Below are 22,424 nucleotides of genomic sequence, written 5' to 3'. Positions count from 1 at the left end.
TGTTAAAAACACAAGAAACGGGCCGCTAAAATGCGGCTTATATTTCTCAAAACAGATATCTGGAATTCTAATTTACACTAAGGCGTTCGAAATTGCGCGCCGCCTATCAGCTCGTTTAAATTCAACACGCTCTTAGACGCCGTGATTATAATGGCTGGTAGAAGCATCCATTCCAACGTCCATGCGACACCAGAGCGCTCATTTTCATGAATAGAAGCCGTATGAAGTCCGGCCATCTGCGCATGGCAATAACGGGCTTGCGCAACGATGATCTCTGCAAGGACAGGGTTTTTCTTATGTGCCATTGCAGAAGAGCTGCCACCTGAGGCTAATGTCATTTCCGCAATGTCGGTTTGCACCATCATCAAGATGTCTTGTGCAATTTTGCCCATAGCACTCGCAGCAGCTGAAAACCAAACAACAATTGCGACTAATGACTGCCTATCCGTTTGCCAGTGGTGGCTGGGCGCATCCAAATTCAGAGCATTTGCGACCGATGTGCAAAGCGCATCGTAAGGCTTGCCTAAATTGCGCGCAGCGCCTTCCGGCCCTCCCAATTGAACGGGAAAGTAATCCGGTTTTGTACGTTTCAAATTTGCTATTTGAGACTTCCAGTTGCCAACTTTCTCAGCCACAGAAATTGGCAGCGCGTTCTGCATGCGCGTACGGGCCTGTAAAATCTGACCGTCTGCACTACGCGCAACCAAAGCATCTAATGCCTGATCCAAGACGGCAAGCCGCTCATCAACAATTGCAACCGATTGGCGCAAACGCACCATCACGCTACTATCAATGAGGTCCTGACTGGTCACGCCAAGATGGAGGCTAGGGCGCACATTCTCTTCAAGTTTTGCGCGCAGTTGGCGAACCAGCGAGGGCGGTGCAACGCCATCATTTTTGAAATCTGCGGCGAGTGCATTCTCGTCGATTTCAAATTTCTCGATTGCAACCTTGATTATTTCTGCGTGTTCCTGAGCGACGATGCCCATCTGTGCCTGCGCACAGATCAAAGCATACTCAAAATCCAGCATTGCCCGTATATCGGCCTTGGCCGTAAACAGCGCTTCAATCTCAGCATCGTCGTTAAACGCATTGAGCATTGCACTTGGTCCAAATGTATAGCTCATGCGATTATCCCGTTGATTTTGATTATATGTCGAAGAAGACCGTTTCTTGGTCTCCCTGCAGGTGAATGTTAAACTGGTAGACGCCTGCCTCGTCTAGTGGCTTAGCGATAAGCGTGTGCCTGCGGCTTTCATCCACCAATTCAAGTTGAGCATCTCCCTCAACTTGCGAAAAATAGATGCGTGTCACAAGGCCGATATTGATGCCGCGTGCCGTAACCCAAACTGTAATGAAAGGCGCAATCTTGTTACCATTTTCATCACGCATTGAAACCGGTTTAGATGTTTGGATTTCATAAAATCCAGTTTCAAAATCTATGCCTGTACGGTGCCAAGTGCCTTCATTCTCTGGTTGCCAAAACTCAAGCATAACATCGCGGCAGATTTGCGCATCGCCGTCAAAAACCTGCCCGCGAATTGTTACGGGGTCCTTATGATTGATCCCACCATAATGCGTTAGATCATTGTCATAGATTTTATCGATGCCAACGGAATTTGGAAGGCAACCTATATGGACGTAAGGACCAGCGGTTTGTGACGCGGTTTCCCGCAATGGATTTTGCGTGTTTGTTTCTGCTGGTCGTGTGCGTCTGATTTCCAAAGGGTCCATATTAATTGCCCTCCAATTTATTTTCAAACAATGTCGATCTTGGCCCGCGCAAGACAAGATCAAAACGATAAGCCCGCAAATCCATTGGGATGCTGTTTGACATATCCAAGCGCGCCGTCAACTGATCGACAGCACGTGCATCGTTAATCGACTGCACAATCGGGCAAATCGCTATATGCGGATCACCCTCAAAATACATTTGTGTAATAAGACGTTGCGCGAAACCTGATCCAAAGATTGAAAAATGTATATGGGCAGGGCGCCAATCATTGCCGCCATTGGGCCAAGGATAAGGCCCTGGTTTGATCGTGCGAAATTGATAGCGGCCTTCCGCATCGGTTACACAGCGCCCACAGCCACCAAAGTTAGGATCCAATGGCGCAAGATAGGCATCATTCTTATGGCGATAGCGGCCGCCGGCATTTGCCTGCCACACTTCAATCAGAGCATGCGGCACTGGACGTGCGGCCTCATCAAGAACTTGACCATGAACGACAATGCGTTCGCCAATGGCGCTTTGCCCTGCCTCCGCATAATTGACGATCAGATCGCTATCATATTGACCTAAAGCCATGTCGCCAAAGGCGGGCCCTGTTACATCGCTAAGTGTTTGAGGAACCGCGACAAGCTTATGCTTGGGATGCCTCAAAATAGTAGAGCGATAATCCGGGTAATCCATCGCCGGCTGGGCATCATACTGACGCGGTGAAACGCCTTTAATGGAGCTACTCATGATCAGCTATCCTTCATCTCGACCAACACTTTTTTTGCTATTTTAAACGCATGATTGGCATGGGGCACACCGGCATAAATACCAACATGCATCAACGCCTCGCGAATATCTTCCATCGTTGCGCCAGTGCGCGCCGTTGCCCGAACATGCATTTCAAATTCTTCATAGTGTCCAAGCGCTGCCAGCAGCGCGAGCGTCACCATAGAGCGCTCGCGCTTTGTCCAATGGTCGCCCGACCAGACATTACCCCAAGCAGCATCCGTTATCATTGTTTGGAACGGAGCATCAAAATCTGTCTTAGCAGCTTCGGCACGATCAACATGTGCATCGCCTAAAACAGCACGGCGCGTTTCCATTCCTTTACTATTGGCTTCAGACATTTCACGATCCTCACATTTCAAGCGGCAAGCCGACATAGTTTTCCGCGACTGATCGCGATGCTGTTTCGGAGCCCACTATATGGTCAAACTCTGCGCGCTGCATACGTTTTTCAAAGGCACTCATATCGGGAAATTGATGCAACATCATCGACATGAACCATGAAAACCGTTCTACTTTCCAAACTCGTTTCAAACAAATCTCAGAGTAGCGTTCCAGATAATCATTGTTGTTTTTCTTATAGTGCTCAACAAGCGCGCGCGATAGAATACGCACATCGGCAATCGCAAGATTTAGACCCTTTGCACCTGTTGGCGGCACGATATGTGCAGCGTCCCCTGCTAGATATAAGTTACCGTAACGCATTGGCTCTGCAACAAAGCTACGCAGCGGTGCAATCGACTTTTCAAAGCTAGCACCGGTTTTCAGATTACTTGCAATTTCCGGCCCCATGCGAAGTGAAAATTCATCCCAGAAACGCTGATCTGACCAATCTTCAACTTTGTCATTGAGCGAACATTGAATGTAATAGCGGCTTCGGGTTTCTGAGCGCATTGAACTGAGCGCAAAGCCGCGTTCGTGATTTGCATAAATCAATTCTTCTGAAACCGGCGGTTTCTCAACCAGCAGTCCGAGCCAGCCAAACGGATAAACACGCTCAAAAGTTTTCATTACAGCGTCTGGAATCGCACTTCTCGCAACGCCGTGAAAACCATCGCATCCAGCAATATGATCGCATTCGATTTCGTAACTCTCTCCACCGCGTGAGTAACGCACTTTAGGTGAACTTGATTTCACATCGATAGGCTGCACGTCATCTGCTGAAAAGATAATCTCGCATCCCTGCTCCAAACGCTTAGCAATGAGATCAATAGTCAATTCGGTTTGACCATAGATCATGACATCCTTGCCTGTATGGCCTTTGATATCAATGCGGTGCTTGTCGCCGTTAAATGCTAAGTCAAAACCTGCATGGGGAATGCCTTCTTTGTGCATACGCGCGCCAATACCAGCTTCATCCAGCGCTTCGACCGATCCCCATTCCAGCACGCCTGCCCGCACGCGCGCTTCAATGCGTTCCCGTGACTGGCGGTCAATAATTATGCTTGAAATGCCTTCATTGTGCAGAAGTTGCGACAGCAAGAGGCCCGCAGGTCCGCTACCTATGATACAAACTTGCGTCTTCTTACTTTTCATAACGATCTTCCATTTGCCTAGCTTAGACTTAGGCAGTAGCGACAAGCCTTCTCAAGTGACAGAATGGACAAAGAATAGTACTATTCGATCACTTAATTCAACTTAAGAGCACGCTTCATCCAATATGCAACCTATTCCAACATATGCGCTTTACGGTGAAAATCTCGAAGATAGCTACGATGATATACTGCATTTTGAGCATCTTCGTATCCGAAGCGCAGGGCACAATTGGTCAATAAAACCGCACAAACATGATACGCTTTGGCAATTATTTTACGTAGAAACTCCAGGTGCAAAATTACGTTTAGGTGAAACAGATATTTGCACCTCACAGCCTATCTTCGCCGTTATCCCACCGCTTTGCGTGCACGCATTTCAATTTCCAAAAAATGCCATTGGTGGGGCAATCAGCATTCGGTTCCCCGTTTTGCACGCCATGCTCGAGGATTTACCTGACAGTCATTTTCTTACAAAAAGCTGGTGTATCCTAAAGCAATCGGACCCTTCATTTACTGCTGCGTTCAACGCATACCAGAATCTGGTGACAGATTTTTCAAATATTGATCCCTTACGAAAGCAGTCATTGAAAGCGGATATAACGACCATATTGGTGTCACTTATCCGGCAAACTTTACCGAGTAAATATTCTGCACGTGAACTTCCAATATCGCAAAAAGACGATCAATTGAGGCAATTTTGCCAACTCGTCGAAGACAATTACCGCTTAAATTGGACTTCCGAACGTTATGCTAGCGCTGTTGATATGTCCCCAGCCTCTTTAAACCGCCGCGCTCGCGCGATTTTAGGCTCGTCGCCGCAGCGGTTTATCTCAAAGAGAAGAGTGCTTGAAGCCAAACGCATGCTTAAGCTTACCCGGCTATCTGTTTCAGAAATCGCACATGAACTCGGATATAGTGACACATCCTATTTTTGCCGTTCGTTCAAAAAAATGACATCAATGACACCGGCTCATTTCAGACGTGAAACGAGCCGGTAATTATTGATTTCAAAATTAATCAGCCAGTACAGCCGTTGCTTCAATTTCAATAAGCGCTGCGTCTTCAACCAATGCAGACACAACAACCATTGTCATGGAAGGAAAGTGTTTGCCCAGCACACGGCGGTAGGCCTCGCCAACCTCGCGCTGGCGTGCAACATATTCTTTCTTGTCGATTACGTACCACGTTAAACGCACAAGGTCCGTCACCTTGCCCCCTGCAGCTTCAACAACATCTACGATATTGCGCAATGCTTGTTCCATCTGCCCAATAAAATCATTGGTTTCAAATTCTTGCTGGGCATTCCAGCCTATCTGGCCGCCCACATAAAGAGTTTTTCCTGATGCGACGATACCGTTAGAGTAGCCTCTCGCTTTTAGCCAACCTTCAGGTTGAATGACTTGGTGTGTCATGCACCGTCCCCTTTTATATTGTTTTCTAATACGATGCGCATAGCATCCGGCCATGCTGTAGGCCGTCCATTTTCATTCACATAGACAATTGTAGACCTTGAAGAAAAGCGATGTTCATCACCGCAATAAGCATCCACAGTCAATTCAAAACTTGAACGCCCAACTCTGAGTGCTTCAAGTTTTAGATTTAGTTGATCGCCATGTCTGCTTGGCTTCAAAAACTTGCATTGAATTTCTGCTGTCGGTACTGCCGCATGCTGATGCATCTCCTCGAAAGGCGCTTTAACAACATCGGCAAAAAACGCCTCAATGACGTCATTGATCATTTCAAAATATCGCGGATAAAAAACAATCCCCGCAGGGTCGCAATGTTTGAAAAGAACTTTTTGAGGAAAATTAAATACCATCATCAAACACCCAAATATTGTTCTGATATCTCTGGCGTTAATGCGGTGAAATCACCTGACCACACACTTTTTCCGCGCTCTAAAATGACCGCACGGTCTGCAACATTAGCCAGTTCCGCAATTGTTTTATCAACCACCAAAATTGAAAGCCCTGTCTCTGCCTTTAGCTTAGATATCGCGGCCCAAATCTCTTGGCGCACCACGGGTGCAAGCCCCTCCGTTGCTTCATCTAATATAAGCAAGCGTGGGTTGGTCATAAGCGCGCGGCTAATTGCAAGCATTTGCTGTTCTCCGCCTGACAAGGAATTTGCATATTGATTACGCCGTTCACCAAGGCGCGGGAATAATTCGACTACACGCTCGAAATCCCATTCGCCGCTTCGTGATGCAGCAACTAAGTTTTCATATACTGTAAGATTTGAAAAACAGCGCCGACCTTCTGGGCACAGACCGATGCCCATGCGCGCCACGCGGTGAGCGGGTAGTTTTGCGATGCTTACTCCAGCAAAATCAATTGTACCGCTACTATTTTTCAGCAAACGACAAATGACTTTAATCGTTGTTGATTTTCCCATGCCGTTGCGGCCCATCAAGGCCACAACTTCGCCGTCTCCAATGTCTAAATCAACACCGAAGAGTGCTTGAGACGCGCCGTATGAAGCTTGTATATCGCTGATCGTGAGAAGTGCCATTACGCTGCCTCCTCGCCTAGATAAGCACGGCGCACTTCGTCGTGATTACGGATAAAATCAACATTGCCCGTCGCGATCACCTTGCCATAGACAAGCACGCTAATGCGATCAGCCAATGCAAAGACCGCATCCATGTCATGCTCCACAAGAAGAATTGGTGCCTGTTGGCGCAAATCATCCAAAAAGCCTGTGAGCATTTTTGAGCCTTCAGCGCCCATGCCAGCCATTGGTTCGTCCATCAAAAACACTTTCGGTTCAAGCGTCAGCGCAACCGCCACTTCTAACTGCCGGCGCTGGCCGTGAGAAAGCTCCGAAGTAACTTTATGCATGTGACGGCTTAGGCCTACGCGCTCGATTGCACTTTGGGCGCATTCACGCAGTTCTGCATCCTTCATAACAGGCATAAAAAAGCGGAAAGCGCCGCCGCGTTTGCCAAGCGCACCCAGCATTACATTTTCTAAAACTGTGTAGTCCATAGCCAGTTCTGAGATTTGGAAAGTGCGCCCTAAACCCAGCTTCGCACGCTCTGCAATAGACAGCTTGGTAACGTCAGACCCAAGTAAATCGATTTTGCCTGTATCTGGTTTTAGTTTGCCGGCTATCTGAGAAATAAGCGTGGATTTTCCTGCACCATTGGGCCCAATAAGCGCATGGATTTCACCTTCACGTAAATCAAGTGAAACACCATCGCTGGCTTTTAGTGCGCCGAATGACTTTGAGATATTTTGTATATTCAGCACTATATCAGGCATTGGTGTTCTCCTTTTTAGAAAGAGCGCCAATCAACCCGCCGCGTGCGAAAAGAACGACAGACAGCAAAATAATTCCAAGGTAAATGTGCCAGAATTCTGATAGTCCCCCCAGCCAATGCTCCAGAAGGATGAACAGTGCTGCGCCTACAACGGGGCCATATAATCTGGCCACACCACCAAGAATGATAAACACCATAATCTCGCCGCTTGTTTGCCAGCTAAACATTGTCGGACTGATGAAGCGATTGAGGTCTGCAAACAACGCGCCAGCCAAGCCTGTAATGGCCCCTGATATTGTGAAAGCGACGAGTTGAATCTTAAACGGATTAAGGCCGACTGTGCGAATACGCTGCGCATTTTGACGTGCACCATTAAGCGCTAAACCAAAGGATGAATGGGTCAAACGGTTCACGCCGTAGATGACCACCATCAAAACAACAAAGCAGATGCCAAAAAATTGGATTGGGTCGAGCGTGTTTAAGCCCGGGAAACTGTTGCGCACATAAATCGACAACCCGTCTTCGCCGCCATAGGCAGGCCAGCTGATAGAGAAATAATACAGCATCTGGCCAAAGGCGAGCGTGACCATAATAAAATAGACGCCCGATGTTCTCAAGCTGAACAAACCAATCACGAATGCAAAGAAGCTGCTGACAACGATCGCAACCAACCAAATGATCGGCATTGAGTTTGTTCCTTCAATAAGGAACGGTGTTTCCATGATGGGCGTAAAATTCTGCGTATGGCTCGCCAATACACCCATTGCATAGCCGCCAAGCCCGAAGAATGCAGCATGGCCAAGACTGATCAATCCACCTTGGCCTAGCGCTAAATTTAAGCCCACGCCAGCAAGGGCCAAAATTACGGCCTTCGTGGTCAGCGTAATCAGAAATGGCTCATCCATGGCCCATGCGCCTAAAGCCATGCCAAGAATTAAAAGCGCCACCGTATAGTTGAGAAAACGTTCGCTAATCACTTACGCTCTCCCAAATAGGCCGGTTGGTTTGAAAACCAAAACCGCAGCCATCAAAATGTAAATCGACATTGAAGCAAGTGACGAGCCAACAGATGTTGCCGATGACTGCTCCATGAAATTTGCGAAGAAAAGTGGCAGCATCACGCGGCCAAGCGTGTCAGTTAAACCGACGAGCAATGCGCCAACAAGCGCGCCCTTGATTGAACCAATGCCGCCAATAACGATGACGACAAATGCAAGGATTAACACCGGCTCGCCCATGCCAACTTGTACGGATTGAATGGCACCGACGAGTGCCCCAGACAAACCTGCAAGCGCTGCGCCAAGCGCAAAGACAAGTGTGTAGAGCTTGGAAATATCAACGCCCAGTGCACCAATCATTTCGCGGTCATTTTCGCCCGCACGAATACGCATGCCAATGCGGGTCTTTGAAATAAGTAAGAACAATCCGATTGCCACTGCTACGCCTACCAAAATAATCATCAGGCGGTAGGATGAATAGGCAATGCCGCCGGGCAACGTAACCGTGCCCGATAGAGCTTTAGGCACATCAAGAAAAAGCGGAAAGGATCCGAAAAGCCAACGCGTGCTTTCAGAAAAGATCAAAATCAAAGCAAAAGTCGCAAGTACCTGATCAAGATGATCGCGGTCATACAGTCTGCGAATGACAACCAGCTCAACCACCGCACCAACAATAGCAGCTGCCGCAAGACTGGCCGCAAGCGCTAACAGAAACGATCCTGTGGATGCAGCAACGGCAGCAGCAGCAAATGCGCCGACCATATAAAGCGAGCCGTGAGCGAGATTGATTAAACCCATGACGCCGAAAATCAACGTCAGGCCGGCCGCCATTAAAAATAGCATGACGCCGAATTGCAGGCCGTTTAAAATTTGTTCGATAATGAGAACGGTGGACATAATGTGCGCCTAATGGATCAACCGGACGCAAGCGCCCGATTGATCAGTTTACTAATTACATGTCACATTCAGTTGCGAAAGCATCTGCATGATCTTTAAGTGCTGTGCCAATGATCTTGTTGGTGAAAACATCACCTTCTTTGATCACTTCGCGAACATAGATGTCCTGAATTGGATGATGATTATTACCAAAGCTGAAATTGCCACGTGTTGATTTAAAATCAGCTTCTTTTAGCGCGGCACGGAACGCATCAGCATCCTTAACGTCTGCTTTGCCCATAGCACTCAAAAGCAGATTTGCTGTGTCAAAACCTTGAGAAGCATAAAGTGATGGCAGACGGCCATACTCAGCTTGGAAGGTTTTCACGAATGCAACATTGGTTTCGTTATCGAGGTCTTTGCCCCACTGCGATGTGTTTTTAACACCGAGCGCAGCATCGCCAACAGCTTGCAAAATACCTTGGTCAAAGGAAAATGCTGGACCGATCAATGGAATGTCTACGCCAGAGCCCGCATATTGTTTCATGAAAGAAATGCCCATGCCGCCTGGCAGGAAGAAGTAAACGCTATCAGCGCCTGATGCACGAATTTGCGCGATCTCAGCTGCGTAGTCTGTTTGACCAAGCTTGGTGAAAACTTCGCCTGCCAACTCGCCTTTATAAAAGCGCTTATAGCCGTTCAACGCATCCTGGCCTGCAGGATAGTTCGGTGCCATAATAAACGAATTTTTCAAGCCAGCTTCAGTCGCATAGGCACCTGCGGCTTCATGCAAGTTGTCGTTCTGCCAAGCGATGTTAAAGTAGTTCGGATTACAGGCTTTACCTGCAAGCGCAGATGGACCCGCATTCGGCGAAAGATAGAATTTACCCTGTGCGACAGCTGACGGCACCACCGCCATTGCCAAGTTTGACCAGATGATACCGGTCATCACATCAACCTTTTCAGACTGAATCATTTTGTCGGCCAGCTGAACGGCGATGTCAGGTTTTTGTTGATCGTCTTCGATCACAACTTCTACATTATCATTGCCGGATTCTTTGATCGCAAGCATGAAGCCATCACGCACATCAATGCCAAGTCCAGCACCGCCGCCGGACAAAGTCGTAATCATGCCAACCTTTAATTTGCCATGACCTTCCGCAATTGCGCTTGATGCCAATGCTGCAACAGATGCTGCTGCCAGTAATATCGATTTAATTTTCATTTCTCTCTCCCAGTTTCAGTCGCTTAAAAAGCTTTGAACGTTAACGTCGTATAAGTGCGCTCGATTCCCTTAATGTCGAGCACGTGATCATTGATGAATTTGCCTATATCCTTGTCCTCCGACAGATACATTTTCATCAATAAATCGTAGTCACCGCTTGTCGAATAAAGTTCAGAATGTATTTCGCGCTTGGCAATTTCATCGGCGACTTCATAGCCAGTCCCCGGTTTGCACCTAATTTGAACGAATACGCACTGCATGTTTAAGTCTCCTTGAGGCGGTAATTATTGACCAGTTTGTTTCAGCAAAAATCGCTGTATTTTTCCGGTCTGAGTTTTTGGCAGTTCTGTGCAAAACACAATAGATCGCGGATACTTATACGGTGCAATTGTTTGTTTTACATGCTCTTGTAGGTGTTTGATTTGCGCATCATCTGCGTTTTGTCCTTCATTCAGAACAATATGCGCTTGAACGATCGCACCTCTTGATTCATCCGGAACGCCAATAACAGCACATTCACGCACCGCAGGGTGCCCAAGCAATGCTGCCTCAACTTCTGGACCAGCAATATTGTATCCGCTGGAAATAATCATATCGTCATTGCGGGCGGCAAAGTGCAAATATCCGTCAGCATCCATCATGAAACTATCGCCGGTGATATTCCAGCCGTTCTGAACATAATTGCTCTGCCTATCATCGGCCATATAGCGACATCCGGTTGGTCCCCGAACCGCCAAGCGGCCCACGGTTCCGACGGCTACCTCATTACCCTCATCATCGACGACTTTTGCTTCATAGCCTGTGACCGGTTTACCGGTGCATGCGGGGCGATGATCGTCAAAGCGGTTCGATATAAAGATATGCAACATCTCGGTTGCCCCGATACCGTCAAGCATCGGTTTGCCCGTTTTAGCAATCCATTCCTCGTAGACAGGTGCGGGCAAAGTTTCGCCTGCAGAAACAGCCGCGCGCAAACTGGATAAATCTGCGCCCTCAGCCATCGCCGCCAACATGGCCCGATAAGCCGTTGGAGCGGTGAAGCAGACCGTTGCCTTATATTTCTCAATAATCTCAATCATATTGGGCGGGCTGGCATTTTCGAGCAGCGTTGCGGTTGCGCCAAAACGCAGCGGAAATATCGCAAGGCCGCCAAGACCAAATGTGAATGCCAATGGCGGTGAGCCGACAAACACATCATCTGGCACAACACCTAAAATCTCTTTTGCATATCCATCAGCAATCATCAGCAAATCACGGTGAAAATGCATGGTGGCTTTCGGCTTACCTGTCGTGCCAGATGTAAAGCCGAGTAATGCAACATCATCACGGCCCGTTTTCACAGCATCAAATTTAACCGGCTTTTCAAGTGCAAGTCGGTCAAGTTCTGCCTCATGGTTTGATGTGCCATCAAAGCCAATGACATGTTTTACATGTTTGTTATCTGCCGCAAAGCCTGCAACCTCTTCGATAAGCCGCGTGTCGCACAAAATGTGGCTGATCTGCGCCATATCGACAATTGGTTCAAGCTCGACGCTACGCAGCATGGGCATTGTGTTGATAACAACGGCACCTGCCTTTGTCGCAGCAAGCCAACACGCAACCATTGCAGGGTTATTGGCCGAGCGGATCATCACGCGATTACCCGCCTTCAATCCAAAGTCTTCAACCAGCACATGCGCGATACGGTTTGTCCAGTCCGCCAATTCCTTATAGGTGCGGCGGCGGCCATTTCCGATCAGAGCGGTATTATCCCCAAAACCCTGCTCAACCATTTTGTCTGTTAGTTCGACACCAACATTGATATAATCAGGGTACTCAAAACCGCTCAGTAAAAATTCTGGCCACTGATTTTGTGGCGGCAGATTATCACGCGCAAAACTGTCTATATGATTGGAAGGTCCGAGCATTAGTTTCCTCCCTGAAACTGTGCCAGTGTTTGACGGGCGATGATGATTTTTTGCACATCTGACGCCCCTTCATAAATTCTCAAAGCGCGAATTTCTCGATAAAGCTGCTCGACTTTTTGACCGGATTTAACACCGTCACCGCCATGAATTTGCACCGCTTGATCGATGATCTTTTGCGCTTGTTCTGTTGAGAATAATTTTGCCATAGCGGCCTCACGCGTGATGCGCGATGCGCCGCTATCTTTTGCCCAAGCGGCGCGATAGATCAGCAGGGCACTCGCATCGACATTGAGCGCCATATCGGCCAAATGGCCTTGCACCAATTGCATATCGAATAATTTTTGCCCTTGAATTTCACGCGACTGCGCACGGCCCAAAGCTTCATCTAAAGCACGCCGCGCAAAGCCAAGCGCTGCTGCTGCAACGGTCGGTCTGAAAACATCAAGCACAGACATAGCGATCTTAAAACCGTCGCCTGATTTTCCAAGCAATGATGATTTTGGAATACGGCAATCATCAAATTTCAATGTCGCTAAAGGATGCGGTGCAATTGTTTCCAACCGCTCTGCAATGTTCAGCCCTAATGTTTCTGCTGGCACAATAAATGCCGAGAGCCCCTTTGCGCCGAGCGCATCGCCCGTGCGTGCAAACACAGTATAAATGTCAGCAATGCCGCCATTTGATATCCATGTTTTTTCGCCGTTCAACACATAATCATCACCATCAGGTGTTGCGGTCATTGCCGAATTTGCAACATCGGAACCTGATTGCGGCTCGGTTAGCGCAAAAGCGGCAATTGCTTTACCGCACCGCGTTAAGGGCAACCATTTTTCTTTTTGTGACTTGTTGCCAAACAGCGAGATTGCGCCAGTTCCCAAGCCCTGCATCGCGAATGCAAAATCGGCCAATCCATCATACCGCGCCAAAGTCTCACGGATTAAACAAAGGCTTCGCACATCCAGTTTTGCGTTCTCATCTAATGGATCAACACCACTATAATTTGCCCAACCGGCCTCGCCTAATGCGCCGACTAATTGGCGGCATGCAGCATCGGTATCCGTGTGGTCAATGGCATCAATATGCTTACTTGCCCAAGCTTCTAAATCAGCCGACAAAGCTCTGTGTTTGTCTTCAAAAAATGGCCAATCAAGAAAGCTACGGTCTGCCATTAGTTACCCTCAAATACTGGTTTTTGCTTATTCGCAAATGCTTCAAAGGCTCGTTTGAAATCCCCAGTTTGCATGCACAGCGCTTGCGCTTGCGCTTCAGCTTCAATGGCTTGGTCTATAGACATTGACCATTCTTGCTGGAGCATAGTTTTAGTCATCATGTGTGCGAAGTTTGGGCCTTCTATGATACGTTCCGCTAATGAAAGTGCCTCAGCTTCTAGCGTATCGGCACTCGTCAGCTTGTTATAAAAACCCCAGCGCTCACCCTCATCGGCACTCATTGAGCGACCTGTATAAAACAGCTCAGCAGCGCGGCCTTGCCCGATAATGCGCGGCAGAATAGCGCATGCGCCCATATCGCATCCAGCAAGCCCCACACGGGCAAACAGGAATGCGGTCTTAGCCTCTGGTGTCGCAATACGAAGATCCGACGCCATCGCTATGATTGCACCTGCGCCCACGCAAATACCATCGACAGCCGATATGACGGGCTTGCCGCAATTAATGATGGCTTTAACAAGATCGCCTGTCATTCGTGTGAACTGCAAAAGCTCTTTCATGCTCATCTTAGTCAGCGGCCCAATGATTTCATGGACATCGCCGCCTGATGAAAAATTGCCGCCATTTGGCGCAATGATAACAGCATCAACATTTTCAGCGTAATGAAGGTCGCGGAACCAATCCCGCATTTCTGCATAGCTTTCAAATGTCAGCGGGTTTTTGCGCTCGGGCCGGTTGAGTGAAATATGTGCAATCCGGTTTTCAACACGGCAATTAAAGTGCACCACATCTGTTTTGCAATCTGTCATGCTTCCTCGCTTTTAGTACCGTGCATTTCAACCAAAATTCTGTCGAAGGAACTGATCATATTCTCAGCTTCTTTCATGGACACGTCGGATAGGAGATCATCTATCCATTGCTCATGTGCTGCGGCTTGAAGTGCAAATTCTTCTTCGCCGCGCTTTGTGAGCCTCACGCGCAATGCACGGCGGTCGCCAGGGACTGGTGTTCTTATGATGAGGCCATCTTTTACAAGCCTATCGACAATGCCCGTCACGTTACCATTGGAAACCTTTAGAAGGCCGGACAGTTCACTCATACGTAAACCTTTTGGGAACTGATAAAGCGCGGCTAAAACATCAAAGCGCGGCAATGTTGAATCAAATTCAACACGCAGTTTCTCACGTATATCGTTTTCGACGCTTCGGGTTACTTTAAGCAGGCGCAACCAAAGGCGAAGTTTGGTTTTTGTCGACATTGCGTATGCCGTTTCTGCTGAAGACATGCTCATATCTCACCGCCATTAATTGAAATCGCCTGCCCATTAACAGACGCAGCGCCAGTGCTTGCGAGCCACAACAAGGTATCGGCAACTTCACTTGGCTGAATAAACCGTTTCATTGGATTTCCAGCCTTAAGGCTGTCTTGTGCTGCCTGCGCAGACATGCCCGTTTTTTCAACGATGTTTTCAATTGAAGCCTCCAACATTGGGGTTTCAACAAAGCCCGGACAAACAGCATTGACCGTTATGTTGTTTTTCGCCATTTCCAGCGACACGGCCCGCGTTAAACCTAAAACGCCATGTTTTGCTGCGCAGTAACCTGAAACGTAGGGATAGCCCTTCAAGCTTGCTGTTGACGCAACGGCCAACATACGGCCCCATTTTTCATCACGCATATCTGCAAAGCAAGCTTGCCAAACATTAAAAACACCCGTGACATTGATATCGAGCATGCTTGACATGTCAGCCTGTGACATCGCTGCGAAAGGTTTACTTAACGCAGCCCCTGCATTGGCAATCGCAATTGTGATCGGGCCATTTTGCGCACGAAGTTTATCCAAAGCATAGTCAATAGAAGCGCGATCCGTCACATCGCCAACCGCATAGGCTGCACCTGTTTTAGCGCTGATTTGCTGAAGAGGTTCTTCGCGCCGCCCTATTATGCTGACCTTAAAACCTGCCTCTGCAAACGCCTCTGCAATCGCGGCACCAACGCCGGTTCCACCGCCAGTCACAACAACATGTTTAGACGGATTGGTCACGATTGATCCTCCGACATTTGCGCCTGTTTATCGGCCAAGCGCCAAGCCTGATCGCGGCCTGCTTCGTAAGGTTTTGGCCAAGCCTCGTGACGGTCGCCAAGTTTCGTTGCTTCATGCAACGTCCAATATGGATCGTTTAAATGCGGCCGCGCAAGACATACCAAATCCGCACGTCCAGCCATCAATATCGAATTGACATGATCGGCCTCAAAAATATTGCCGACAGCCATTGTCGCGATGCCTGCATCATTGCGGATACGATCAGAGAACGGCGTTTGAAACATGCGACCATAAACAGGCTGGCCTTCAGTCGACGTTTGACCTGCCGATACATCAATAATATCGGCGCCAGCGGCGTGGAAAAGCTTTGCAATTTCTACGGACTCTTCTGGCGTAACGCCATCATCGCCCGCCCAATCCGTGGCCGATATACGCACAGACATCGGTTTATTTTCAGGCCATGCAGCACGCATTGCATTGAAAACTTCCAGCGGATAGCGCATCCGGTTTTCCAGCGAACCGCCATATTCGTCACTGCGAATATTGGAGAGCGGCGAGATAAAGGAAGATATTAAATAGCCGTGCGCTGCATGGAGTTCGATCATATCGAAACCAGCGCGATCCGCCATTTGAACGGCTGCAACAAATTGATCGCGTACTTCGTCCATTTGCGTACGCGACATTTCTTGCGGCGTGGCATTTTTACTAGACCAAGCAATAGGCGATGCTGAAAGTAGTGGCCAATTGCCCTGTTTAAGAGGCAAATCCATGCCTTCCCAACCAAGATTGGTTGAACCTTTGCGGCCTGAATGTCCGATCTGACAACACGCTTTTGCATCTGTTTCTGCGTGGATGAAATCCGTTAGGCGTCTCCATGCGGCCTCATGTTCAGGCGCATAAAGACCAGGGCATCCCGGCGTGATGCGTCCTTCAGCTGAAACACATGTCATTTCCGTATAAACCAGCCCTGCACCGCCCTTGGCTCGTTCGCCGTAGTGGATCAGATGCCAATCTGTTGGCGCACCATCAACAGCTTTGTACTGCGCCATTGGCGATACAACGATGCGGTTTTTAAGATGCATTTGGCGAAGCTTGAATGGTGTAAACATGGGCGCACGAACAGGCGCATTCGCATCTACGCCCGATTGCTCTTGAAACCACTTTTCTGCCGAGCTTAACCATTTTGGATCGCGTGCACGCAAGTTTTCATGACTGATACGCTGTGAGCGTGTCAGCAAAGAATAGTTCAATTGGACAGGATCAAGATGCAGATACCGCTCGACATCCTCAAACCAATTGACGGAATTTCGGGCAGCTGATTGCAAGCGCAGAACTTCCAAGCGACGATCTTCTTCGTAGCGCTCAAAGGCTGTTTCAAGCGGCACATCTGACGTTACGTGCTTTGCTAAACTGATCGCACTTTCTAGCGCAAGCTTGGTGCCTGACCCGATGGAAAAATGAGCTGTTGCGGCAGCATCGCCCAATAGAACCATATTTTTATGGCTCCATTTTTCGCACATGACACGCGGAAAGCGTATCCACGCCGAACCACGAATATGGTTGGCATTGGTCATCAACGAATGGCCACCGAGATGGTCTGCGAAGATTTTCTCGCAAATGGCGATGCTTTCCTGCTGGCTCAGCTTTGCGAATCCATAAGCATCATAGGTTTCTTGACTGCACTCAACGATGAATGTCGCTGTTTTATCATCAAATTGATAAGCGTGCGCCCAAACCCAGCCCTTATCCGTGTCCTCGAAAATGAATGTGAAAGCATCATCAAATTTTTGGTGTGTGCCTAGCCAAACGAACTGACATTGCAGCGTATCGACATCAGGTTCAAAAACGTCTGCAAATTCATTGCGGGTTTTAGAGTTCAAGCCATCGCAGGCGACCACAACATCGAATTCATCGGCGTATTTAGAGGCGCTCTCAACTTCTGTTTCAAAGCGCAGGTCAATACCAAGTTCAGCTGCACGTTCATGCAAGATAAGAAGAAGGCGCTTGCGCCCTATGCCGCAGAAGCCGTGACCAGAAGATACTGTTTTACGCCCCTGATGAACCAGTGCAACATCATCCCAATAGGCAAAATGTTCTTTAATCGTCGCTGCGCTTTTAGGGTCATTGGCATGCAAATTGCCGAGCGTTTCATCGGACAGGACAACGCCCCAGCCAAAAGTATCGTCTGCTTTATTACGTTCAAAAACAACGACCTCAGCGTCAGGCATACGCAACTTCGCAGAAATTGCAAAATAAAGACCAGCCGGTCCACCTCCCAAGCATGCAATACGCATAATGTCTCCCGATACGTTGACATTTCAGGGAGCAGGCTCCCAATAATTGAAAGCGTAGACACAGATTTATTATATTTCAAGCTTAAAATATTTTTACTTGAAATATAATAAATCCGCATCCATGATGCACACCAGAACAGTGCGAGGAACTCAACATGTTGCAAACCAACTCGGAAGAACACGAAGTAGCCACACCGGAAAGCGCACGCGCCAAGCCTGCATCACTGACTTGGCAAGATCCATTTTTGCTTGAAAATCAGTTGACCGATGAAGAGCGTATGATCCGCGACACAGCGGAAAATTATTGCCAGAGCAAACTGCTTTCACGTGTCATTGAGGCCAATCGCAATGAAATCTTCCACCGCGAGATCATGAGCGAAATGGGCGAGCTTGGTTTGCTCGGCGCAACTATTCCAGAAGAATTTGGCGGCGTTGGCGCAAACTATGTCTCCTATGGCTTGGTTGCCCGCGAGGTTGAACGTGTTGATAGTGGCTACCGTTCAGCAATGTCCGTCCAGTCATCCTTGGTGATGCACCCGATCTTTGCTTACGGCACCGATGAGCAGCGCAATAAGTTTCTACCAAAGCTCGCATCAGGTGAATTTGTCGGATGCTTTGGCCTGACCGAGCCTGACCACGGTTCTGACCCCGGCGGCATGCTGACCCGCGCCAAGCAAGTTGATGGCGGCTATTTGCTCTCTGGTGCAAAGAACTGGATTACCAACTCACCTATCGCTGATGTCTTTGTTGTATGGGGGAAATCTGACGCCCATGACGGTAAGATCAAAGGCTTCATTCTTGAAAAAGGAATGAAGGGCCTCGTCGCACCAAAGATCGAAGGTAAGTTTTCATTACGCGCTTCAATTACCGGCATGATCCAGATGGATGAGGTGTTTGTACCGGAAGAAAACCTATTGCCAAATGTTTCAGGTCTCGCGGGGCCATTTGGCTGTCTTAACCGTGCACGCTACGGCATTTCATGGGGAGCGATGGGGGCTGCAGAAGCATGCTGGCACGCTGCTCGTCAATATACGATGGACCGCAAACAATTTGGCAAACCGCTTGCGGCAAACCAGCTCATTCAGAAGAAATTGGCGGACATGCAAACTGAAATCTCGCTTGGGCTACAGGGCAGCTTGCGCTTGGGCAGGATGCTTGATGACCACTCTGCGTCAGCTGAACTGATCAGTTTGATGAAGCGTAACAATTGCGGAAAAGCGCTCGATATTGCACGCGCTGCACGCGATATGCACGGTGGCAACGGTATTAGCGATGAGTATCCAGTTATGCGTCATGTGATGAACCTTGAAGCGGTGAACACCTATGAGGGTACACATGATATTCACGCCCTAATTTTGGGACGTGGGCAGACCGGCCTTCAAGCGTTTCAATAGGCGCTGTGTTGAGTAATCCGGTTCACATAGATATCGATGGCACGATAGCCATCGTTCGTATCGACAACCCGCCGGTTAACGCTCTTTCACAGAGTGTTCGCGCTGGTATCGTTTCTGCTATTCAGGAAACTGATGCAGATGCCAATATCCGTGCTGTTATTCTTATTTGTAATGGCAGCACCTTTATGGCGGGTGCGGATATCAAGGAATTTGGCAAGCCTGCGGTTCCTCCGCTTCTTCCTGATGTCGTTACAGCGCTTGAAGCCGCACAAAAACCTTGGGTCGCAGCAATTCACGGCAACGCCCTTGGTGGCGGCCTAGAAGTGGCGCTTGGATGCCATTACAGAATTGCGCAAATGGGCACGATGCTTGGCCTACCCGAAGTTAATCTGGGACTTATTCCAGGTGCCGGCGGCACCGTGCGCCTGCCACGGCTCATCCCTATGGCGGATGCATTTGCGATGATCACATCGGGAAAGCCTGTCACAGCCGCCACAGCTAAATCAACGGGCTTGATTGATGCGGTTTCTAACACAGATCTTCTGCGTGATGCCGTAGCCTTTGCGAAAACGATTATTGATCTTCCAAGGCCGCTTGCGCTATCAGCCAAGCCTATCAAAGAACCACTGGCGGATGATGAGATCAGTGCAAAATCAAAAGCGCTAGCTGCCAAATCACGCGGGCAGCTTTCACCGAAAATTGCAGCTGAAACCTTGCTAGCTATTCAAGCGTTAGACGCGCAATCCGGCCTATCGCTTGAGCGGGAAAATTTTCTTAAATTAAAAGCTGACGAGCAGTCAGATGCCCTTCGCTATATTTTCTTTGCAGAACGTTCTGTCTCAAAAATACCATCGATAAAAAACGCGATAACAAAACCAATTTCCACCATCGGCATAATTGGCGGCGGCACAATGGGCGCAGGTATTGCAGCTTCATGTTTACTGGCTAATTTAAATGTAACGCTCATCGAGCGCGACACAGCATCGCTTGAAAAAGGTGTCGAGCGCATCGTTGCAATTTTGCACGTGAGCATGAAACGCGGGCTGATCGATCAAGCGCGATATGATGCGCTGACAGGCAATCTTTCTAGCAGCACGGATTACATGGATATTGCGGATGCGGACTTTGTCATCGAAGCCGTTTTTGAAGACATGAATGTTAAGAAGGACGTCTTTGCCAAATTAGATGCCGTCGTAAAGCCTGAGGCCATATTGGCGAGCAACACTTCCTATCTGGATATGAACGCGCTAGCTGCTGCTACCGCCCACCCAGAACGTGTCATCGGACTGCACTTCTTTTCACCTGCTCATATTATGAAGCTGGTTGAAGTTATCCATACAGATCATGTGAGCGATGATGTTTTCGCAACCAGCATGGCACTTGCGAAAAAACTGCGAAAACTCGCTGTGCCTGCCGGTGTTTGCGATGGATTTATTGGCAACCGCATCATGTCAGCTTATCGCCGTGCTGCTGAATATATGCTTGAGGACGGCGCTTTGCCTCATCAAATTGATGCCGCGATGAAGTCTTATGGATTTGCGATGGGCCTGTTTGAAATGCAGGATTTAGCTGGCCTTGATATTGGCTATGCCATGCGCCGCCGCAAAGATGCTACGCGTGATCCGAATGAGCGCTATGTCGATATTGCTGACAAAATTTACCGTATGGACCGTTTAGGCCGCAAGAATGGCGCTGGCTTCTACATTTATGAAGACGGCAAAACACCGATACATGACCCTGACATTGATGCACTGGTTATCGCTGAATCAAAGCGTAAAAAAATTGCACGCACATCCATGACCGAAGTTGAAATCATGGATGGTCTTCTAGCGGTTATGGCCGATGAAGGCGCTGCACTTTTAAGTGAAAACATTGCTGCGTCGCCTGAAGCAATTGATGTCGTTATGGTCAATGGATACGGATTTCCCAAATGGCGCGGCGGCCCGATGTATCAATCCAAGTCTAGCGCTTAATGTCCGTTATAGATTGCACAACTCGACGTAAGGATTGCTGAATGTCTGCTTATATTCTTGATGCTGTACGCACACCAATTGGTCGTTATGGCGGCATGCTTTCATCCATCCGCACCGATGATTTGGCTGCCCTGCCAATTCGCGCACTCATTGATCGCAATCCCAATATGGATTGGTCAAAGATTGATGATGTTATTTTGGGTGATGCCAATCAAGCAGGCGAAGACAATCGTAATGTCGCACGTATGGCCGCCCTCCTCGGTGGTCTTCCCGTTGAAGCACCGGGCACGACGATAAACAGACTTTGCGGCTCAGGCATTGATGCCGTCGCTATGGCTGCGCGCGCGATAAAATCCGGCGACTATCGATTGGCAATTGCAGGCGGCGTGGAAAGCATGAGCCGTGCACCTTTTGTCACGCCAAAAGCAACCAGTGCATTTTCCCGTTCGAGTGAAACATACGATACGACCATTGGCTGGCGTTTTGTAAATCCAAAAATTCAAGCTGAGCATGGCATCGATTCAATGCCTGAAACCGCAGACAATGTTGCTGAAGAATATGGGATTAACCGGCAAGACCAAGATGCTTTTGCAGCGCGTAGCCAGCAACGTTATCAAGCTGCCCTGCAAGCTGGTAATTTTGCAGATGAGATCATTGCGGTTTCCATCGCGCAGCGCAAAGGCGAGCCTATTGTCTTCGACAAGGATGAGCATCCACGCGCGGATACAGACGCGGCAAAATTAGCAAAACTCAAAGGCATCAACGGCGCAGAAAAATCAGTTACTGCGGGCAATGCTTCCGGCGTCAATGACGGTGCTGCTGCCTTGCTGATTGCCAATGAATTGATTGCGCAGGATTTTGAACCGCTCGCGCGCATCGTGGCAACAGCCGTCGCTGGTGTAGCGCCCCGTATCATGGGTATTGGGCCAGTGCCTGCAACGCGTAAAGTGCTTGAACTAACTGGCCTGACGATTGATCAAATGGACGTCATCGAAATCAATGAAGCATTTGCGAGCCAAGGTCTTGCGTGTTTAAGAGAATTAGGGCTGCCTGATGATGCACCACATGTAAATCCGAACGGCGGTGCAATTGCACTTGGACACCCGCTTGGTATGTCGGGTGCCCGTTTGGTTATGGCTGCTGCGTATCAATTGCGACGCACAAAGGGACGCTATGCCCTTTGCACAATGTGTATTGGTGTCGGGCAAGGTATCGCAATGATACTTGAGCGCCCATAGCGTC

23 protein-coding genes are annotated in these 22,424 nt (G+C 48.6%); 4 read left to right on the top strand and 19 right to left on the bottom strand.

The features are described from left to right. Positions 1 to 77: 77 nt before the first annotated feature. Genes N530_RS0100735 through pobA form a run of 5 tightly spaced genes read right to left on the bottom strand, consistent with a single transcriptional unit; the run spans position 78 to position 4,042 of the window. Positions 78 to 1,127 carry a lyase family protein gene (locus N530_RS0100735; protein WP_026479123.1) on the bottom strand — a complete coding sequence of 350 codons (1,050 nt, stop codon included), beginning with the start codon at positions 1,125 to 1,127 and terminating at the stop codon, positions 78 to 80. Between the two features lie 22 nt (positions 1,128 to 1,149). Next, positions 1,150 to 1,734, bottom strand: coding sequence for a hypothetical protein (locus N530_RS0100730; RefSeq protein WP_051540675.1), 585 nt, complete (start codon positions 1,732 to 1,734; stop codon positions 1,150 to 1,152). Between the two features lies 1 nt (position 1,735). Next, positions 1,736 to 2,467 (bottom strand): protocatechuate 3,4-dioxygenase subunit beta, encoded by a 732-nt coding sequence (gene pcaH, locus N530_RS0100725; protein WP_026479121.1) that lies wholly within the window; start codon positions 2,465 to 2,467, stop codon positions 1,736 to 1,738. Between the two features lie 2 nt (positions 2,468 to 2,469). Continuing rightward, on the bottom strand, positions 2,470 to 2,847 hold the full coding sequence (pcaC, locus tag N530_RS0100720) for a 4-carboxymuconolactone decarboxylase (protein WP_026479120.1): 378 nt from the start codon (positions 2,845 to 2,847) through the stop codon (positions 2,470 to 2,472). A gap of 10 nt (positions 2,848 to 2,857) precedes the next feature. After that, on the bottom strand, positions 2,858 to 4,042 hold the full coding sequence (gene pobA / locus N530_RS0100715) for a 4-hydroxybenzoate 3-monooxygenase (protein ID WP_026479119.1): 1,185 nt from the start codon (positions 4,040 to 4,042) through the stop codon (positions 2,858 to 2,860). A 124-nt stretch (positions 4,043 to 4,166) separates the two neighbouring features. Between pobA and N530_RS0100710 the strand changes: the two genes are divergently transcribed. Next, positions 4,167 to 5,039, top strand: a complete 873-nt coding sequence (locus N530_RS0100710; protein WP_026479118.1) for a helix-turn-helix domain-containing protein — start codon at positions 4,167 to 4,169, stop codon at positions 5,037 to 5,039. 15 nt (positions 5,040 to 5,054) lie between these two features. Here N530_RS0100710 and N530_RS0100705 read toward each other — a convergent pair whose 3' ends face one another. From N530_RS0100705 to N530_RS0100640, 14 genes are read right to left on the bottom strand one after another with little or no spacing between them, the layout of a single operon-like run. Continuing rightward, positions 5,055 to 5,453: a RidA family protein gene (locus N530_RS0100705; RefSeq protein WP_018688998.1), complete on the bottom strand. Its 399-nt coding sequence runs from the start codon at positions 5,451 to 5,453 to the stop codon at positions 5,055 to 5,057. After that, positions 5,450 to 5,863 (bottom strand): thioesterase family protein, encoded by a 414-nt coding sequence (locus N530_RS0100700; RefSeq protein WP_081773855.1) that lies wholly within the window; start codon positions 5,861 to 5,863, stop codon positions 5,450 to 5,452. The genes N530_RS0100705 and N530_RS0100700 overlap by 4 nt, the downstream gene beginning before the upstream one ends. Then, on the bottom strand, positions 5,863 to 6,552 hold the full coding sequence (locus N530_RS0100695; protein ID WP_026479116.1) for an ABC transporter ATP-binding protein: 690 nt from the start codon (positions 6,550 to 6,552) through the stop codon (positions 5,863 to 5,865). Before N530_RS0100695 ends, N530_RS0100700 begins: the two co-directional genes overlap by 1 nt. Beyond that, positions 6,552 to 7,304, bottom strand: a complete 753-nt coding sequence (locus tag N530_RS0100690; RefSeq protein WP_026479115.1) for an ABC transporter ATP-binding protein — start codon at positions 7,302 to 7,304, stop codon at positions 6,552 to 6,554. Before N530_RS0100690 ends, N530_RS0100695 begins: the two co-directional genes overlap by 1 nt. Further along, positions 7,297 to 8,280: a branched-chain amino acid ABC transporter permease gene (locus tag N530_RS0100685; protein ID WP_026479114.1), complete on the bottom strand. Its 984-nt coding sequence runs from the start codon at positions 8,278 to 8,280 to the stop codon at positions 7,297 to 7,299. Before N530_RS0100685 ends, N530_RS0100690 begins: the two co-directional genes overlap by 8 nt. Further along, entirely contained in the window at positions 8,281 to 9,198 is a 918-nt protein-coding gene (locus N530_RS0100680; RefSeq protein ID WP_026479113.1) for a branched-chain amino acid ABC transporter permease, read from the bottom strand. A gap of 55 nt (positions 9,199 to 9,253) precedes the next feature. Then, entirely contained in the window at positions 9,254 to 10,402 is a 1,149-nt protein-coding gene (locus N530_RS0100675; RefSeq protein WP_026479112.1) for an ABC transporter substrate-binding protein, read from the bottom strand. A 23-nt stretch (positions 10,403 to 10,425) separates the two neighbouring features. Continuing rightward, on the bottom strand, positions 10,426 to 10,662 hold the full coding sequence (locus N530_RS0100670; RefSeq protein WP_018689005.1) for an Lrp/AsnC ligand binding domain-containing protein: 237 nt from the start codon (positions 10,660 to 10,662) through the stop codon (positions 10,426 to 10,428). Positions 10,663 to 10,686: 24 nt separating this feature from the next. Next, positions 10,687 to 12,309 carry an AMP-binding protein gene (locus N530_RS0100665; protein WP_026479111.1) on the bottom strand — a complete coding sequence of 541 codons (1,623 nt, stop codon included), beginning with the start codon at positions 12,307 to 12,309 and terminating at the stop codon, positions 10,687 to 10,689. Continuing rightward, positions 12,309 to 13,478, bottom strand: a complete 1,170-nt coding sequence (locus N530_RS0100660) for an acyl-CoA dehydrogenase family protein (RefSeq protein ID WP_026479110.1) — start codon at positions 13,476 to 13,478, stop codon at positions 12,309 to 12,311. Before N530_RS0100660 ends, N530_RS0100665 begins: the two co-directional genes overlap by 1 nt. Then, positions 13,478 to 14,287, bottom strand: coding sequence for an enoyl-CoA hydratase family protein (locus N530_RS0100655; protein WP_026479109.1), 810 nt, complete (start codon positions 14,285 to 14,287; stop codon positions 13,478 to 13,480). Before N530_RS0100655 ends, N530_RS0100660 begins: the two co-directional genes overlap by 1 nt. Continuing rightward, positions 14,284 to 14,769 carry a MarR family winged helix-turn-helix transcriptional regulator gene (locus N530_RS0100650; protein ID WP_155851886.1) on the bottom strand — a complete coding sequence of 162 codons (486 nt, stop codon included), beginning with the start codon at positions 14,767 to 14,769 and terminating at the stop codon, positions 14,284 to 14,286. The genes N530_RS0100655 and N530_RS0100650 overlap by 4 nt, the downstream gene beginning before the upstream one ends. Continuing rightward, positions 14,766 to 15,521: an SDR family NAD(P)-dependent oxidoreductase gene (locus tag N530_RS0100645; RefSeq protein WP_026479107.1), complete on the bottom strand. Its 756-nt coding sequence runs from the start codon at positions 15,519 to 15,521 to the stop codon at positions 14,766 to 14,768. The genes N530_RS0100650 and N530_RS0100645 overlap by 4 nt, the downstream gene beginning before the upstream one ends. After that, on the bottom strand, positions 15,518 to 17,815 hold the full coding sequence (locus N530_RS0100640; RefSeq protein ID WP_026479106.1) for a bifunctional salicylyl-CoA 5-hydroxylase/oxidoreductase: 2,298 nt from the start codon (positions 17,813 to 17,815) through the stop codon (positions 15,518 to 15,520). The genes N530_RS0100645 and N530_RS0100640 overlap by 4 nt, the downstream gene beginning before the upstream one ends. 155 nt (positions 17,816 to 17,970) lie before the next feature. Here N530_RS0100640 and N530_RS0100635 point away from each other — a divergent pair, with 155 nt between their 5' ends. Genes N530_RS0100635 through pcaF form a run of 3 tightly spaced genes read left to right on the top strand, consistent with a single transcriptional unit; the run spans position 17,971 to position 22,420 of the window. Beyond that, positions 17,971 to 19,209: an acyl-CoA dehydrogenase gene (locus N530_RS0100635; protein WP_051540674.1), complete on the top strand. Its 1,239-nt coding sequence runs from the start codon at positions 17,971 to 17,973 to the stop codon at positions 19,207 to 19,209. Between the two features lie 8 nt (positions 19,210 to 19,217). Further along, complete coding sequence (locus tag N530_RS0100630; RefSeq protein ID WP_026479104.1) at positions 19,218 to 21,182, top strand: 3-hydroxyacyl-CoA dehydrogenase NAD-binding domain-containing protein; 1,965 nt, start codon at positions 19,218 to 19,220, stop codon at positions 21,180 to 21,182. Between the two features lie 41 nt (positions 21,183 to 21,223). Then, complete coding sequence (gene pcaF / locus N530_RS0100625; protein ID WP_026479103.1) at positions 21,224 to 22,420, top strand: 3-oxoadipyl-CoA thiolase; 1,197 nt, start codon at positions 21,224 to 21,226, stop codon at positions 22,418 to 22,420. Positions 22,421 to 22,424: the final 4 nt, after the last annotated feature.

Origin of the sequence: Ahrensia sp. 13_GOM-1096m (assembly GCF_000620605.1) — a bacterium.
Classification (GTDB): Bacteria; Pseudomonadota; Alphaproteobacteria; order Rhizobiales; family Rhizobiaceae; genus Ahrensia; species Ahrensia kielensis.
This window is presented reverse-complemented; position numbering and strand designations above follow the sequence as displayed.